Annotated in this window: 14 protein-coding genes; 4 read left to right on the top strand and 10 right to left on the bottom strand. The window is 69.7% G+C overall.

What is annotated here, in order from left to right:
- Positions 1 to 22: 22 nt before the first annotated feature.
- The 8 genes from ACV22V_RS02130 to ACV22V_RS02095 all read right to left on the bottom strand — a co-directional run bounded on the left by ACV22V_RS02130 (position 23) and on the right by ACV22V_RS02095 (position 10,910).
- On the bottom strand, positions 23 to 1,492 hold the full coding sequence (locus ACV22V_RS02130) for an efflux RND transporter periplasmic adaptor subunit (protein WP_448012865.1): 1,470 nt from the start codon (positions 1,490 to 1,492) through the stop codon (positions 23 to 25).
- A gap of 26 nt (positions 1,493 to 1,518) precedes the next feature.
- On the bottom strand, positions 1,519 to 2,823 hold the full coding sequence (locus ACV22V_RS02125; protein ID WP_448012864.1) for a TolC family protein: 1,305 nt from the start codon (positions 2,821 to 2,823) through the stop codon (positions 1,519 to 1,521).
- 228 nt (positions 2,824 to 3,051) lie between these two features.
- A complete protein-coding gene (locus ACV22V_RS02120) occupies positions 3,052 to 4,260 on the bottom strand; it encodes a phosphotransferase enzyme family protein (RefSeq protein WP_448012863.1) in 1,209 nt (402 codons plus the stop codon).
- A gap of 36 nt (positions 4,261 to 4,296) precedes the next feature.
- Complete coding sequence (pnuC, locus tag ACV22V_RS02115; protein WP_059531890.1) at positions 4,297 to 4,908, bottom strand: nicotinamide riboside transporter PnuC; 612 nt, start codon at positions 4,906 to 4,908, stop codon at positions 4,297 to 4,299.
- Positions 4,909 to 4,967: 59 nt separating this feature from the next.
- A complete protein-coding gene (locus ACV22V_RS02110) occupies positions 4,968 to 7,199 on the bottom strand; it encodes a TonB-dependent siderophore receptor (RefSeq protein ID WP_448012862.1) in 2,232 nt (743 codons plus the stop codon).
- A 619-nt stretch (positions 7,200 to 7,818) separates the two neighbouring features.
- Positions 7,819 to 8,022 (bottom strand): DUF2970 domain-containing protein, encoded by a 204-nt coding sequence (locus ACV22V_RS02105; RefSeq protein ID WP_059531896.1) that lies wholly within the window; start codon positions 8,020 to 8,022, stop codon positions 7,819 to 7,821.
- Between the two features lie 124 nt (positions 8,023 to 8,146).
- Positions 8,147 to 10,234, bottom strand: coding sequence for a pyridoxamine 5'-phosphate oxidase family protein (locus tag ACV22V_RS02100; RefSeq protein ID WP_448012861.1), 2,088 nt, complete (start codon positions 10,232 to 10,234; stop codon positions 8,147 to 8,149).
- Positions 10,235 to 10,265: 31 nt separating this feature from the next.
- Complete coding sequence (locus ACV22V_RS02095; protein WP_448012860.1) at positions 10,266 to 10,910, bottom strand: glutathione S-transferase family protein; 645 nt, start codon at positions 10,908 to 10,910, stop codon at positions 10,266 to 10,268.
- 126 nt (positions 10,911 to 11,036) lie between these two features.
- On the opposite strand from ACV22V_RS02095, the gene ACV22V_RS02090 reads away from it, so the two are divergent.
- Complete coding sequence (locus tag ACV22V_RS02090; protein WP_059699736.1) at positions 11,037 to 11,981, top strand: LysR family transcriptional regulator; 945 nt, start codon at positions 11,037 to 11,039, stop codon at positions 11,979 to 11,981.
- Between the two features lie 63 nt (positions 11,982 to 12,044).
- Here ACV22V_RS02090 and ACV22V_RS02085 read toward each other — a convergent pair whose 3' ends face one another.
- Positions 12,045 to 12,686 (bottom strand): TetR/AcrR family transcriptional regulator, encoded by a 642-nt coding sequence (locus ACV22V_RS02085; RefSeq protein WP_257129925.1) that lies wholly within the window; start codon positions 12,684 to 12,686, stop codon positions 12,045 to 12,047.
- 103 nt (positions 12,687 to 12,789) lie between these two features.
- Between ACV22V_RS02085 and ACV22V_RS02080 the strand changes: the two genes are divergently transcribed.
- Genes ACV22V_RS02080 through ACV22V_RS02070 form a run of 3 tightly spaced genes read left to right on the top strand, consistent with a single transcriptional unit; the run spans position 12,790 to position 16,245 of the window.
- The gene (locus ACV22V_RS02080; RefSeq protein WP_059689452.1) at positions 12,790 to 13,692 is read left to right on the top strand and encodes an SDR family NAD(P)-dependent oxidoreductase; all 903 of its coding nucleotides are present in this window, start codon (positions 12,790 to 12,792) and stop codon (positions 13,690 to 13,692) included.
- Positions 13,689 to 15,251, top strand: a complete 1,563-nt coding sequence (locus ACV22V_RS02075; RefSeq protein WP_448012859.1) for a flavin-containing monooxygenase — start codon at positions 13,689 to 13,691, stop codon at positions 15,249 to 15,251. Before ACV22V_RS02080 ends, ACV22V_RS02075 begins: the two co-directional genes overlap by 4 nt.
- A gap of 7 nt (positions 15,252 to 15,258) precedes the next feature.
- A complete protein-coding gene (locus ACV22V_RS02070; RefSeq protein WP_448012858.1) occupies positions 15,259 to 16,245 on the top strand; it encodes an alpha/beta fold hydrolase in 987 nt (328 codons plus the stop codon).
- A gap of 41 nt (positions 16,246 to 16,286) precedes the next feature.
- On the opposite strand, the gene ACV22V_RS02065 is transcribed toward ACV22V_RS02070, so the two are convergent.
- Entirely contained in the window at positions 16,287 to 16,685 is a 399-nt protein-coding gene (locus ACV22V_RS02065; RefSeq protein ID WP_059689450.1) for a carboxymuconolactone decarboxylase family protein, read from the bottom strand.
- Positions 16,686 to 16,728 lie beyond the last annotated feature (43 nt).

Below are 16,728 nucleotides of genomic sequence, written 5' to 3'. Positions count from 1 at the left end.
GTGGGCCTTCGATACGTGACGCTCATTCATGTTCCGCGCTCCCCTTGCCGAGTTCGGCCTTCAGCACGAAGCTGTTCGCGGCCACATATTCCTGGCCCGGCTTGAGCCCCTTCAGCACTTCGGTCGCACGGTCGTCGCGCCGCCCCGTCTCGACGGCCTGTGCGACGAAGCCCTTCGGCGAGCGCACGAATACCGACGGCACGCCGTCGACGTCCTGCAGCGCGTCGCTCGCGACGGCGAGCGGCACGGCCTGCTTGCCCGCGTCGACCGACACGTTCACGAACATCCCCGGCCGCCACACGCCGTCCGGATTCGGCAGCACGACGCGCGCGGGCGCGGTGCGCGTCTGTTCGCCGAGCAGCGAGCCGACGTAAGCGATCGGGCCGCTCGAGCGCGATTCGAACGCGGTCGCGCTGACCGTCGCGTCGCGGCCGACGCGCACGTCGTTCAGCCGCTGCGCGGGCACGGCCATCTCGGCCCACACCGTCGACAGGTCGGAGATCACGAACATGCTCGCGTCGGCGGCGATCGCTTCGCCGGGCGTCGCATGCTTCTCGACGATCGTGCCCGCGAACGGCGCGCGCAATTCGTAGCGGTTCAGCGCGCCCGCGCCGGCCGGCGCGTTCAGCGCGGCCAGTTTCTGCCGCGCGTTCTGCACGGCGATCTCGGCCTCGCGCAACTGAACCTGCGCCTGCTGGTAATCCTGTTCCGCCGAGATGCGCTCCTGCCACAGCGTGCGTTCGCGTTCATAGGTCGCGCGCGCGCCCGACAACCGGCGTTCGGCGGTCAGCAGTTCGCTGCGACGATCCGCGAGATCGGTGCTCGCGATCACGGCCAGCACCTGCCCCTTCGCGATGTTCTGCCCGAGCGACACCGACACCTGTTCGACGATGCCGGCCACGCGCGGCACGACGTGCGCGGTGCGATCCTCGTTGAATTTGATCTCGCCCGGCAGCTGGAACGGCGTGGCGATCTGCGCGGGGCCGGCCTTCGCGAGCGCGATCTTCGACGTCTTCAACTGCTCATCGGTCAGCGCGATCGCGCCGTCCGCGCGCGCGAACGGAAACGACGCGGCCTCGTTGCCCGCCTTGACGTCGATCGTCGCGTCGAACACGTGCGGCTTCGCGATCGATTGCGTCGACACGAACTTCTGGCCCGCGACGTCGAAACGCATGGGTTCGTGCGAGCGGTCGTACCGCACCAGCGTGCCGGACACGGCGACGCCCCTGGTCGCAGGCTTGCCGTCGACGAACGGATAGACGACGAGCCGCGCGTCGCCGGGTTTTTCCGTCATCACGATCTCGACGGACAATGTGCCGCGCGTGAGCACGACGCCGCCGTGCGAGCCGGTGCCGACGCCGTCGGCCGCCTGCGCGGCTTCGGTGCCCGCGGGCACGGACGCGCCGCCTCGCGTGACGGCGAGCGCGCCGAGCACGATCCCGACGCCGCCGAGCACGGCCGCCGCAATGATGAAGATTCTGCTGCGTGACATGATGATCCTTCAGGTAAGAAGCGCGGCTATTGCGCAACGGCCGCGAGCGGCGTGCCGACGAGCCGGCCGATGTCGGCGCGGGCCGCATGCGCGTCGGCGAGCGCGCGCACGTATTGCGATTGCCCCTGGAACAGCGTGCGCTGCGCGTCGAGCACGTCGAGGAAGCTGAACTTGCCGAGCTCGTAGCCGCGCGACATCGCATCGAGCGCGAGCCGCGCGCCGGGCAGGATGTCGGTCTTCAGCCGCCGCGCTTCCTGCGCAGCCGCGTCGAAATTCGCGTACGCCTGCGTGAGTTCGAGCCGCAGCCGCGTGCGCTCGCGGTCGAGATCGGCATTCGCGCGCTCGGCCTTGTGCGTCGCTTCGAGCAGCGCGCCCCGGTTCGTGTCGAACAGCGGAATCGGAATCGACACGCCGACCACCGCCTGGTTGTCGGGCACGCCGCCCGTCGTCACCCGCTTCATGCCCGCGCTGACCGTCACGTCGGGAATGCGCCGCGCGCGTTCGAGCGACACGGCCGCGTTCGAGCGCAGCATCTGCGCACGCGCGACGCGGGCGAGCGGCGCATCGTCGAGCTGCGCGGTCAGCGCGGACAGCGGCTCGACCGCCGGCACCACTTCCAGATCGCCGAGCGCGACGCGCCGGTCGCTGCGCGCTTCACCCATCACCGCATTCAGCTTCTCGCGCGCGACGTCGACACGGCCGCGCGCGGTCGCCACCTCGATCTGGACGCCGGCCGCCGCCACCTGCGCCTTGGTCGCCTCGACCGGCGACACCTTGCCGGCCTGCGCGCGGCGGCCCGCGAGGTCCGCCGAGCGCGCGGCGATCGCGGCCGACTCTTCGGTGACCTGAAGTTGCCGCTGCGCGGCAAGCAATCCGTAGAACGCCGCGATCACATCGGCGCGCACGGCGGCGCCCTGCTCGTCGAGCGACGCGTTCGCGGCCTCGCGGCCGTACGACGCGACATCGAGCCGCGCGCGGCGCTTGCCCCCGAGTTCGATGGTCTGGTTGATCAGCGCGGTCGACGTGCGCTCCGCACGGCTGAAGCCTTCCTGCAGGAACGACACTTCCGGATTGGGACGCGCGCCGGCCTGCATCAGCGCGCCGGCCGATGCGTCGACGTCCGCTCGCGCGCCGCGCAACGCCGGGTTGTTGCGGGCCGCGGCCGCGAGCGCGTCGGACAACGTCAGCGATGGGGAAGAAGCGGCGTCGGACGGCGGTGCAACAGCGGAAGCCGTCGAGGCCAAGGCCGGGGCCGCGACCTGCAGCGATTGCGCATGGGCCGTCGCGGCCGTCGCGAAGACGACGGCCACGGCGAGGGTGAGCTTGAGCATGTTCGGTTCTGCGATAACGGTTCGCACCGATGCTACGGATCGGGTGCAGTGCGAAGATGAGCCGAAGATGACATTTCCGTCATGTTGGATGCGACGGCGTGCGGACGTGCGGTGTCCTGCGGGAGCAGGATCCGCTTCGTGGATCGGATGATTTCAGTGAATGTGCGGTGCGATCGCCGCACGGAAGGAAAACAACATTGCCGGCTCGACGACGGCCGGCGCGCAGCTTTACACGCTGCCCCGCTTCGCGCGCCGGCGTTGCACCAGCCAGCCGAGCAGTTGTCGTCCGTCGCGTTCGCCGAACCAGCGTGCGTGTCCGAGCAGGTAGCCGTCGTACGCGACGTCGACGATCGCCGGGGCCTCGATGATGCACCCGAAATACGCGACTTCCGACAGCGCGAACTCCGTATGCACGATCGGCAGCATTGCGACCAGCGCGGCATACGCATCGTCGCTCAGCGGTTCGAGCGATTCGTAGCCGTCGAGCAGCGCATCGATGTGCGCGTATTCGATGCGGCGCGCATCGGCCGGCGCCATCCAGTCGATCGTATTGCGCTCGATCGCCAGCGCGACGTCCATCACCGCGCACGTGCGATCGGACAGGCCGAAGTCGAGCACGGTGCGCACCTGTGCTGCGGGGCCGGCATCGGTCCACAACAGGTTCGACGCATGCCAGTCGCCGTGCGTCCACAGCGGCGGCAGCGCGGGAAGCAGCGGCACGAGGCGCGCATGATACGGGCCGATCGCATCCGCTACATCGCCGCGCCAGTCGCGCGTGCCGAGCGCGCGCACCAGCAGCGGCTGCGCATCGACCCAGCGTTCGAGCGCACCCGCCAGATCGGTGGACGACAGTACGCGAAAACTCGACAACAGCGTGCGCACGGGCCGCGCCGGCGCATCGTATCCGGCCGATGCGCGATGCAGTTCGGCCAGCGCGCGGCCGGCCGCGTATGCATGCGAAGGATCCATGAACGGCTGCCACGACATCACGCCGCGATACGCGTCGACACCCGGCGCGACCGCGTGCACTTCATAGGTCCAGTCGCCGGATGCGAACGCGGTCGCGCCGTCGCGACCGGCGAGCACGTCGGCGACCGGAACATCGCGTGCACGCAGATGCGCGATGAAGCGATGCTCTTCCTCGAGTCCGGCGACATCACGCAGGCTCACGTGATGACGCTTGACGAACAGCGTGCGCTCGTCCGTCGTGCGCACCAGCACGGCCGCCGAGAACGGCCGCGGGCTGTGCCACGTGAGCCGCGCCGGCGCGCCGACGCCATCGATCCGCGCGAGCACACCCGCGACTTCGTCGTGCGTCATCAGCGGCCAGTCGCGTTCGGCCTGCTCGCCGTCGACGCCGAATTGCGGCGGTGCGACGTCCCGCGCGTCGGCGGCGTCACGCGACGCAGGCGCGTTCGGCTCGAGAGGAAATGTCATGAACGACGCAGCTCCGTAGTTGAATCGGTCCGTGAATCAGCCCGCCGGGCTCGCCGTCGCGCGCAGCGCGTCGGCCGTCCGGCTCCAGTCGCGCCAGCCGATGACGGCGAGCGCGATGAACAGCGCATAGAGTCCGGCCGTCAGATACAGTTCCTTGAACACGAACATCCCGACGTATACGACGTTCACGACGATCCACAACCCCCACGACGCGATGTAGCGCCGCGCGGTCCAGTATTGCGCGACGAGGCTGAACGCCGTTAGCGACGCATCGACGAAGGGCAGCGCCGCGTCGGTCCAGCGCGCCATCATCCCGCCGAGCAGCGCGCTCCCGACGACGGCCGCGATCAGGTCGGGCAGCATCTGCCGCGGCCGCACGCCGGTGACGGGCGCGACATCGCCGGCCGGCGCCGCGCCGCCGCTCGCCTCCAGCGTACGCTGTGCGATCCAGCGGCGCCAGCCGTACACCTGCAGCACCGCGAACGCGCCCTGCAGCAGCATGTCGGAATACAGCTTCGCGTCGAAGAAAATCCAGCCGTACAGCGCGACCGACGCGAGCCCGACCGGCCAGCACAGCATGCGCCGTTTCGCGGTCAGCCAGATCGCGAGCGCGCTGACGATCACGCCGGCGATTTCGAGTGGGGACATCGTCTGTGCTCTCCTGGTTGGCTGCCGGGGCCGCGCATCACGCGGCCGGATCCGGACGATCAGAAATCATAGGTCAACGATACGCGCGCGGTGCGCGGCGCGCCCGGGAACAGGTACGCGTCGCCCTGCTGCTCGCCCGCGTCGCGCCAGTAGAACTTGTTGAACAGGTTGTCCACCGACACGCGCAGCACCGTGCGATGGCCCGCGATCTTCGTCGTATAGCGCGCGCCAAGATTGAACACGAACCACGACGGCACGCGCGCGGTGCCTTCCTCGTTCGCATTGCGCGCCGCGCTGTACTCGACGCCGCCGAGCACGTTCAGACCGGCGACGCCCGGCACCGCGTAGTCCGCATACAGCGATGCGCGCAGCGCCGGCACGTTGATGATCTGGTGCCCCTCGTACGCCGGCGAACCCGAATCGTACGCGCGCGCGCGAATCGCCGCGACGCTGGCCGTCAGTCCGAGCCGCTCGGTCACGCGCCCGGCCGCGCCGAGTTCGATCCCCTGGTGGCGCTGCGTGCCGCGCTGCACGAACGTATAGCTCGTGCCCGACGCATCGGAATCGGCGAACTGGAACGGCTTGCTGATCGAGAACACGGCGGCCGTGAGGCTCAGCCGGTCGAGCCAGTCGTATTTCGCGCCGAGTTCGAACTGATGCGATTCGACCGGCGGCAGGAACGCATACGCGTTGGTCGCGCGCACCGGCGCCTGGTCGCCGAGCGACAGCGCCTTGCTGTACGACGCGTACAGCGACAGCACGTTCACCGGCTTGTAGACGAGCGCGACCTGCGGCAGGAACACCGAGCGGTCGGTGTGCGTCGCGTCGCCGTCGAGGCTGTTCCAGCTGCGCTGGCGCAACAGCACTTCCTTGCCGCCCGCGAGCACCTGCCAGTGCTCGCCGATGCTGATGCGGTCGAGCCCGAACACGCCGTACTGCCACGCGTCGAGCTGCGGATACGACGGCCCGGCCGTGTTCGGCGACGGCGCGAACGCGACGTCGGGCCCATAGATGTTCTCGCTGCCCACGTAGTCGTACACGGCGTTCGCCATGTGTACGACGCGGCGCTGCACGCTCACGCCGAGCGTCAGCTCGTGCCGCAGCGGGCCTGTCGCGAACTTGCCCGTCGTGACCGCGCGCAGATCGTCGTTGCGGCGGTATTCGCCCGGGCTGCGGAAGTCGTACACGTCGTAGTCGCCGTTCGCGCCGAAGAAGAACGGCGACGTCGTGCCGGCCGCGCAGCTCGCCGCGTAATAGCAGCCGTACGCGAACGCGCTGTTGTCGTCGATCATCGTGCGGCTGCGGCCCGCGGCGATGTAGGCCTTCCAGTCGTCGTTGAACTGGTAATCGAAGCGCGCGTTCAGGTTCAGCGCATCGGTCGTCACCGGCTTCGCCCACGGCTGCGTGCCGAGCGCCTTCGACGTCGTGTTGACGGACGGCACGACGGTGCCGCCGAGCAGCTGGTAGCCGGGCGCGGAGCGCTGGATCCACTGCTGGAATTCCGCGTTCAGCTGCAGGCTCGCGCGCGGGCTGATGTCCCAGTCGGCGGCGATCGAGCCGAACGTGCGTCGCCCGTTGGTGCCGTCGATGTACGAATGCATGTTCTCCTTCGCGGCATTGATCCGGAAGCCGAACTGATTGTCGGGGCCGAAGCGGCGGCCGAGATCGACGGCCGCCGACGTCGAGCCGCGGCTGTCGACGCCGGTCGTCACGCTCGCGACGTTCGCCGAGCGCTTCGTCACGAAGTTGATCACGCCGCCCGGCGCGACCACGCCGCTGTCGATGCCGGCCAGTCCCTTCAGGATCTCGACACGCTCCTTGTTCTCGAGCGGCACGTTCTGCTCACCGGACACCGTCAGCCCGTCGATCCGGATCGCGCTCGCGAGATCGACCGGAAAGCCGCGGATCGCGAAGCCTTCGAAATAGCCGACCGGCGCATAGTCGTTGACGACCGACGCATCGTTGCGCACCACATCGCTCAGGCGCTTGGCCTGCTGGTCGTCGATCAGCGCCCGCGTGACGACGTTGACGGAGGCCGGCGTGTCGCGCAGCGGCGCGTCGTCGAGCCCCGCGACCGACGCCTCGCGCACGCGAAACGAGCCGCTGCGCTCGCCGCTGACCGTGATCGTCGGCAGTGTCGCGGCCCGGGCCGCATCGGCATCGGATGCCGGCGCGTCGCCCTGTGCCGCGGCGGCCTGCGCCGCGAAAAGCGTGATGCCGAGACCGACGCCAAGCCCGACCTTCGCGCGCCGCCGCCGTGCGGGCGCCGCTGTTGTTCTATTCACCGTCATTGTTCTGGATGGAAAACTCGCCACTCGACCCTGTCGAAACACTCGAAACGCGTTATGCAGCCGCGAAGCGCGACCTCGCGCAAGAACCCGCGGCGGCCCAGCGGACGCCGGGCACGAACGTCGACACGACATTCATCAGACGAATCGGACGATCGGGCAGCATGCGTGCCGATCGATCGGGAAAGCGCTGGATGGGACATCGGATGACGGAGACGCGCCGGGTACCGACGCAGCCGTCGACCGGTTCGTCGGGGGCGTGTCGGGCGGCCGGCTGCATCGCGCGCGGCTTGTCATGCGGGGGGACGCTTCGAACGCCCCGTTGCGGGCGCGACGTACTTGCGCGCGCCGTTCGCTGGAACGGCGGCATGCCCGTCGCGCGCGACATCGCGGCGCGGCGCGCATTTTACCCCGGGCGGGGTTGACCGCCCTGGAATCGGGCAAATCGGGGGCGAGGAAGGCGGGAACGGACACCGCGCGATTCATGCGGCACGGCGACGGTATCGATGTGCGCGTGACCGGCGTCGTGCGCGGCCACCTCGATGGCCGGCAGGGTCACGTGTCGGTCATGCGGCCGGAAACCGGAGCGGGAACGTTCGCCCGCTCGCGATTCGGCGGTCGGTCAGAACCCCTGCATCGTCGCGGTCGGATCGACGACCAGGTGCACCACACCGTAGATCACCGCGCCGACCAGCACCGCGAGCACGATCGCCACGAACGGCAGCAACGTATAGTTGACGTTCGCGAGATCGGCGGCGTGCGCCTTGCTGTTGCGTACGCCGAAGAAACTCCACAGGACCAGCTTGATCATGCCGAGCAGTTTCATGGTTGTGCTCCTTTCATCGAATCGGTTGACGCTATCGTCGACCCGACCGGCATCCGAAAAAAGCAGCAGTTGCGCGCGCTTTTCGCGCAGCAGGCCATCTGCGGCGGCATGTCGCATGGTGCGTTCAGCGCTCGAACACGAGCGGCGTCACGGCCCCTTCGATAGGCTGCGCGACGCACAGCAGCACGCAGCCGGGTTCGACCGGCGCATCGTGCGACTGCACGTAATCGACCGCACCGGACAGCATGCGCGTCGCGCACGTGCCGCACGACCCGGAACGGCACTCGGACGGCACCGCCACGCCCTGGCCTTCGGCGAATTCGAGCAATGTGCCGTCGGCGGGTATCCATGCAGCTTCGCGGCCCGTGCGCCGGAATACGACCGGCACGCTCGCCGCCGGCGCGCCGGTCGCACGGGTCGTGTTACGCACGACGCTCGACGGCCCGAACGCCTCGAAACGGATACGCTCGTCCGGCACGTTCAGCGCGCGCAATCCGTCGTACAAGTCGCGCATGAACGCGGACGGCCCGCACACGTAGAAATCGTAGTCGTCGAACGGCAGGATGCGCTTCAGTTGCGCGATGTCGATGCGGCCCGGTCGCGCCGCGCCGTCGCGCTGCGGCCGGCTGTCGAACCAGTGCAGCGATACGCGCGGGTCCGCGTCGGCGATGCGCGTCAGTTCCGCCGCAAACGGCCGGTCGGCCGTGTCGCGCGCGCCGTGCACGAACACGATGCGACTCGACGCCTTGTCGTCGGCCAACGCGCGGCGCAGCATCGCGATCATCGGCGTGATGCCGATGCCGGCCGACACCAGCACGGCCGGGCGCGGGCTCGCGACGTCGAACGTGAAGCGGCCGCGCGGCATCTGCGCGTCGAGCGTCATGCCTGCCCGAGCATGATCGTGCAGCCACGCCGACACGCGTCCTTCGCGCTTCACGGTGATCCGGTAACGCGGTGCGCCCGGCGCATCGGACAACGTGTAGCTGCGGATCGTCGGCGCGTCGCTGCCCGGCAGCGCGACGCGCAGCGTCAGGTGCTGCCCGGCTTCGTACGTCGGCAACGCGTCGCCATCGGCTGCTTCGAAATGAAACGAGCGGATCGCGCACGCTTCGTCGACGATCTTCGCGATGCGCAGCGGGCGCCATGCGGGAGCCGATGCGATTGCTGATGAAGGCGCGGACGTGCGTGCCGTTGCCGATGCGAGTGCGGACGGCACCTGCCCGCCCGCCGCAACCGCGCCCGCCGCCATCGCCGCGAACTGCGGCGCGCGTTCGACCGCCGACCACCTGAACGGCAACACCGCGCGCATGCGCCGCACTTCCCGCACATGAAACCGCACGACCCGCTGCGCGCCATCGAACGACGCGACGAGCGGCCCGTCCCACACGATCTCCGCCCGCGCGGCGACATACAGCAGATCGCCGCTGTCGAAATCGACGAACAGCAGCCCCGCGCGCGGATCGTGCTGCAGGTTGCCGAGCGTGTTGAAGAAGCGGTTGCCGCTGAAATCCGGCGTCGTCAGCGTGTGCGGGTCGTCGACGCGCACGAAGCCCGGCATGCCGCCGCGATGCGACACGTCCGCGCCGCGCGCGGCGCCCGCGTCGGCCGACGTGTTCGCACTCGCGACGAAGAACGTATCGGCCTGCGCGAGCAGCGCGCGATCCGCGTCGCTCAGCCGGTCCGACACGTCGGACGCAATGGACGCCCCGGCTTCACGCGCCACGAAGGTGGGTTTGCGGCCCTGGATGTACTTCGCACAGTTGCCGAAGCTCTGCTCGACCGCGATCGTCAGCGCGCCGCCGTCGGTCGCGCGCACGACGCCGTTCACGCGATTGCGCCTGCGCGTATCGAACTCGATCCCGAGCCCGCCGAGCGGCGCACCCGGCTGCCACGCGCCGGCCAGCGGATCGCCGGGCAGCGCATCGCCGTCGATGCGCAGCGTGCGCGCGTCCGGCGCCGTCACGAAGCCGGGCGTCCCGACCCGCAGCGTGGCCCACGGCTGGCCGTGCGCATCGACGCCGCCGAGCACGAAGAACGGCAACTGCGCAAAGAACGTCCGGTGCTGGTCCGGCATGAAGCGGCGAATCCCGCGCCGGCCGGCCGTGCCCGCGGCCTCCGTCACGCCCGCGCGCTGCTGCACGGCAAGCTCGCCCGCGTGAAACGGCGCGACGTCGAGTTCCCAGCCCGGTACGGCGGCGGTCGGCGTGGTCATCGCGTTCTCCCGGTCAAGGCGCGGCTTCGCGTCAGGCGGCAAGCAGGCCGGCGCGGGTCGGCGGCATCGCGACGAAGCCCGGCAGCGCCTCGACGCGCGCGAGCCACGCGCGCACGTGCGGATACGGTTCGAGCGACACGCCGCCTTCCGGCGCGTGCGCGATGTACGTGTAGGCGGCGACGTCGGCGATCGTCGGCTGCGCACCTGCCGCGAACGGCTTGCCGGCGAGTTCCCGGTCGATCACGGCCAGCACCTTCGCGGCCGTGCGCTTGGCCGCGTCGTGATCGAGCGGCGCGCTGAACACGGTGACGAGCCGCGCGGCCGCCGGCCCCGAAGCGATCGGCCCGGCCGCGTATGACAACCAGCGCTGCACGGTCGCCGCGCCGGCGGCATCGTCGGGCAGCCAGTGCGCGTCGCCGTAGCGCTTCGCGAGATAGACGAGGATCGCGTTCGAATCGGCGAGCACAGTGCCGTCGTCGTCGATCACCGGCACCTGGCCGAGCGGATTGAGCGCGAGGAATGCGAGTTCGCGCTGCGCGCCGGCCGCGAGATCGACGTCGACGGTGTCGAACGGCAGCCCCAGCAGCGACAGGAACAGCCGCACGCGATGCGCATGCCCCGACAGCGGGAACGAATAGACACGAACCGGACGGGCGGGCTTGCTGGCGGCTGGCATGGAGAGGCTCCTGGATCTCGCGCCGCCGGGAATCGGCGACGAACGGCCCCAGCGTAGCGCTCGCCGTTCGTGTCCAGAAGACGGATAATCGCTGAAACATTATCCTTTTCCATAGGACAATCGACGATGGCCGATCTTCGCGACGTGAACCTGAACCGGCTGGCGATCTTCGTCGCGGTGGTCGATGCCGGCTCGCTGACGGCCGCGGCCGAGCGGCTCGGCCTCGCGAAGACGGTCGTCAGCACGCACATGCAGCGGCTCGAGTCCGAGGTCGGCGCGAACCTGCTGGTGCGCACCACGCGGCGGCTGAGCGTGACCGATGCGGGGCGCGCGTTCTACGACGCGTGCCGCGACATCGTGCGCGCGACCGAAAGCGCGCTCGACGCGGTGTCGTCCGACGCGGGGCCGCTGCGCGGCACGCTGCGCGTGAGCGTGCCGATCGACTACGGCGCGCTCGTCGTCGCACCGGCCGTCGTCGCGCTGCGCGACGCGCATCCGGGGCTCGACGTCGAATTGATCGCGAACGATCGCGTCGTCGATCTCGTCGCGGACAATCTCGACGTCGCTATCCGCATCGGCCGCCTCGCGGATTCGAACTATCGCGCGGTGCAACTCGGCGAGTACGAGAAATGGCTGGTCGCGAGCCCGGCGTTCGTCGCGCGGCACGGGCTGCCGCGCGCCCCGGATGCGCTCGCCGCGCTGCCATTCGTGATGCTGTCGACGCTGTCGCGCCCGCATACGCTCGAACTTCTCGACGCGAGCGGCGGCCATGCGTCGGTGCGCTGCGTCGCGCCCGTCGTGTCGAACACGGCGACGGCCTGCCGTGCGATCGCGCTCGCGGGCGGCGGCTTCGGGCTCCTGACGGATTTCTCGATCGCGGAGGACGTCGCGGCCGGCCGGCTCGTCCGGCTGCTACCCGCATGGCGCTCGGCGCGGGCCGGGATTCACGCGGTGTATCCGTCGACGCGGCTGCCTTCGCCGAAGGTGCGTGCGTTCATCGATGCGATGAAGGCGAGGATCGGAGAAGCGCGGTCGGTGACGCCGGCACGATCGAAACGCTCGAGGGGCTGAAGCGTCGGACGGCTCCGCAACGCAACCGGATGCGAATCGCGCAGGTCCGATCGTCGCCGCCTCCTAGCCCGCTTCGCGCAACGTCCCCAGCAGCACCTTCCTGCAACTCGCGACCATCTGCGCCTCCGGGTCGCGATACCCGGTGAGCAGCCACGCCGCGCCGACGTTCGTCATCGCGCCGACCAGCGCGAGCCCGACGAGCCGCTGCTCGGTGCGCTCGGCAGGCGTCACGGCCTCGCGCGCCGTGCCGATCGCCATGATCAGCTTGCCGAAGTCGATCAGTATCCGCTGGTACGTCATGTCGGTATCCGCGCTTACGCCCATCACTTCGAGCAGCAGCACGCGCGCCGCGCACGGATCGCGCAGGAATCCGAAGAACGCGGCGAGCCCCGCGTCGATGCGCTCGCGCAGATCGCCGCCGCGCTCCGCCACCGCCCGCGCGACCGCGTCGTGCAACTGCTGCGCGTGATGCAGGTAGGTGCAGCGCAGCAGATCCTCGGTACTGTCGAACGCCGCATAGAAATAGCGATCGTTGAGCTTTGCTTCCTGGCAGATCGACCGCACGGTCGCCTTGCGGAAGCCGACCGTGCCGAACACGCGCGTCGCCGCGCGGATCAGCGCATCGCGCCGCTCGGCGGCCCGCACCTCGGGTGCCACGCCGCCGTATGCCCGGCCCCGTTTTTCCGTTTCGAGTGCTTTCTCCATTTCGCTATTTGACATCAGGACACCCGAAAACTAAAGTGGTGACGAATAACACCACAATAGGCGCGCCGCCGACGCAGCGCAAGCGGAACGGGAGGAACGACGAATGAAGGGTTTTTCCGGCAAGGTCGCCGCGATCACGGGCGCCGGCTCGGGCATGGGCCGCAGCCTCGCGGTCGAGCTCGCGCGACGCGGCTGCGAGGTCGCGCTCGCCGACGTCGACGAAGTCGGGCTCGCCGGCACGGCGGCCGCGTGCGCGAAGCACGGCGTGCGCACGAGCACGCGGCGGCTCGACGTCGCCGACCGCGATGCGGTGTTCGCGTGGGCCGATGACGTGCGCGCCGAACACGGCAAGGTCAACCTGGTCTTCAACAACGCGGGCGTGTCGCTGGCCGCGAGCGCCGAGACCGCGCGCATCGCCGATCTCGAATGGATCGTCGGCATCAACTTCTGGGGTGTCGTGCACGGCACGCAGGCGTTCCTGCCGCATCTGCGCGCGTCGGGCGACGGGCACGTGATCAACACGTCGAGCCTGTTCGGGCTCGTCGCGATGCCGACGCAGAGCGCGTACAACGCGACCAAATTCGCCGTGCGCGGCTTCACCGAGGCGCTGCGGATGGAGCTCGAACTCGACGGCGCGCCCGTCAGCGCGACCTGCGTGCATCCGGGCGGCGTCGCGACCAACATCGTCGACGCGAGCCGCGTCGACACCAGCATCCACGCGCTCACGGGCCAGGACGAAGCGACCCACCGCCGTCAGGCGAACCGCCTGATCAACGCGACGACGGCCGACGATGCCGCGCGGCAGATCCTCGCCGGCGTCGAGCGCAACGCGCGCCGCGTGCTGGTCGGCGCCGATGCCCGCCGCCTCGACAAGCTCGCGCGCCTGCTCGGCGCCGGCTACCAGCGGCTGGTGCTGCGCCACGTGCGCCGCGCCCGCGCGCGCAATCTCGAGCGCATCCATGCGCCGGCCGCGCTCCCGACCACCCCGACCAAGGATCCCGCATGACCTCGACGACGACCGAGCGGCGCGACGTGCCGTCCGCCCGCGGCGACAGCCGCGACCTCGACGTGCTGATCGTCGGCGCCGGCCTGTCCGGCATCGGCGCCGCCTATCACCTGAAGCGGCGCTGCCCGTATGCGAGCGTGGCGATCGTCGAGGCGCGCGACGCAATCGGCGGCACCTGGGACCTGTTCCGCTATCCCGGCGTCCGTTCGGATTCCGACATGTTCACGCTCGGCTACAGCTTCCGCCCGTGGCACAGCGACAAGGCGATCTCGGACGGCCAGACGATCCTGGACTACATCCGCGACACCGCGCGCGCGTACGGCATCGACCAGACGATCCGCTACGGCCAGAAAGTGGTCGCGGCAGACTGGGATTCGAACCGCGCGCGCTGGACAGTGCACATCGAGCGCACGCGGGACGGCGCGGTCGACACGCTGGTCTACACGTGCCGCTTCCTCTACATGTGCAGCGGCTATTACGACTACGACGGCGGCTACCTGCCCGACTGGGCCGGCATGGAATCGTTCGAAGGCCGAATCGTTCATCCTCAGCAATGGCCGAAGGACCTGCCGTACGCGGACCGGCGCGTCGTCGTGATCGGCAGCGGCGCGACGGCCGTCACGCTGGTGCCGTCGATGGCGGCCGATGCGAAACACGTGACGATGCTGCAGCGCTCGCCGACCTACATCGTGTCGCTGCCCGCACGCGACAAGATCGCGAACGCGTTGCGCCGCGTGCTGCCGTCGAGCCTCGCGCACCGGATCGTGCGCATGAAGAACGTACTGCTGACGATGTACCTGTACAACGTGTCGCGCCGCAAGCCCGAGCAGACGAAACGGTTCATCATCCGCGCGGCCGGCAAGCAGCTCGGCCCCGACTTCGACGTCGCGAAGCATCTGACGCCGCGCTATATGCCGTGGGACCAGCGCGTGTGTCTCGTGCCGAACGGCGACCTGTTCAAGTCGATCCGCGCGGGCCGCGCCTCGATCGTCACCGACGAGATCGAGCGCTTCACGCCGACCGGCCTGAAGCTGAAGAGCGGCCAGCAGCTCGACGCGGACGTGATCGTCACCGCGACGGGACTGAAGGTGAAGATGCTCGGCGGCGCGCGCGTCACGGTCGACGGCCGCGCGGTCGATCTGCCGCAGACCGTGTCTTACAAGGGAATGATGTACAGCGACGTGCCGAACCTCGCATCGTCGTTCGGTTACACGAACGCGTCGTGGACGCTGAAGGCCGAGTTGATCGCACGCTACGTGTGCCGGCTGCTCAACCACATGCGCGCGAACGGCTACGACACCTGCGTGCCGCGGCTCGGCGCGGGTGATCTCGGCGACGTGCCGGCGGTGAACCTGAGCTCGGGCTACATCCAGCGCGCGGCCGGCATCCTGCCGAAGCAGGGGCACCGCAAGCCCTGGAAATTCCATCAGAACTACGTGCTCGATCTCGCGTCGCTGAAGTTCAGCGGGCTCGCCGATTCGGCGATGCAGTTCGAACGCCGCGCGAAAGCCGGCCCGGCCGCCGCGCCGGTCGCCGACCCCATACTCGAAACCCGTTGAGGCCGACATGAGCCATACGCTCCACCTGATCCAGAACGTGCTGCTCGGCGTCGTCGCGGTGCTCGCCGCGCTTGCGCTGTTTTCCGGCTACGTCGCGCGCCGCGTGACGCGCGCGTTTCCGCCCGAAGGCCGCTTCGTCGACATCGACGGCGACCACATCCATTACGTCGAATACGGCAGCGGCCCGCCGCTCGTGTTCGTGCACGGGCTCGCCGGGCAATGGCGCAACTTCGCGTACCTGCCGCTCACGCGGCTCGCGCAGCATCATCGCGTGATCCTCGTCGACCGGCCCGGCGCCGGCCGCTCGCTGCGCGGCGCCGGTTCGCAGGCGAACGTGTTCGCGCAGGCCCGCACGATCGCCGCGTTCATCGATGCGCTGAAGCTCGATCGGCCCGTGCTCGTCGGCCACTCGCTCGGCGGCGCGATCGCGCTCGCGGTTGGCCTCAACCATCCGGAGCGCGTGAGCCGGCTTGCGCTGATCGCGCCGCTGTCGCACGAGCAGACCGAGCCGCCGGCGCCGTTCAAGCCGCTGATGCTGCCGTCGCCGCTGGTGCGCCGCTTCGTGTCGTGGACCTTCGCGATCCCGCTGACGATCCTGACCGGCCGCAAGGCCGTTAGCCAGGTGTTCGCGCCGGAAGCCGTGCCGCGCGACTTCCCGGTGAAGGGCGGCGGGCTGCTCGGGATGCGGCCGCACGTGTTCTACGCAACGGCGACGGACCTGCTGTCGGCACCCGTCGACCTCCCCGCGATGGAGCGCCGCTACGCGGACCTCGCGTTGCCGGTCGACGTGCTGTACGGTCGCGCCGATCCGATCCTGAACTGGCGTACGCACGGCGAGGCGCTCGCGCAGAAGTCGGCGCGCGTGCGGCTGAAAGTCGTCGAAGGCGGGCACATGCTGCCGGTCACGATTCCGGACGCAACGGCGGACTGGCTGCTCGAAGTCGCCGCCGCGCCGGTCGAGACGCCAACGCAGAGCGCGCACGTCGCGCATTGATCCGCCGCGGGCCTGCCGGCACGCGACGCGCCGCGTGCCGGTCAGCCTTCGTCGTCGGGCAGCGACAGCCCGAGTTCCGTCATGACCTCGCGCGCGCTGCGGAACGCCTCGACCGCCGCCGGCGCGCCCGCGTACAACGCGCTGTGCAGCAGCACCTCGCGGATTTCGACGAGGCTCGCGCCGTTGTTGAGGGCGCCCCGCACGTGGCCCTTCAGTTCCGTGCCGCGGCCGAGCGCGGCCAGCATCGCGCAGGTACAGAGGCTGCGCGTCTTCAGGTCGATCCCGCCGCGCTGCCACGTGCTGCCCCACGCGTGCTCGTTCAGCCAGTTCTGCAACGGACGCGAAAAACCGTCGAGGTCGCGCATCGCACGCTCGACGAACGCCTCGCCCATCACCTCGGTACGGCGCGCCTTGCCCTGTTCCCTGTCCTGTTCGCTCATGTCGTGTCCTGTCTGAAGTCGTGGCCGCTTCGGCGTTGCCCGC

Source organism: Burkholderia sp. AW33-5, assembly GCF_053427615.1.
This window is presented reverse-complemented; position numbering and strand designations above follow the sequence as displayed.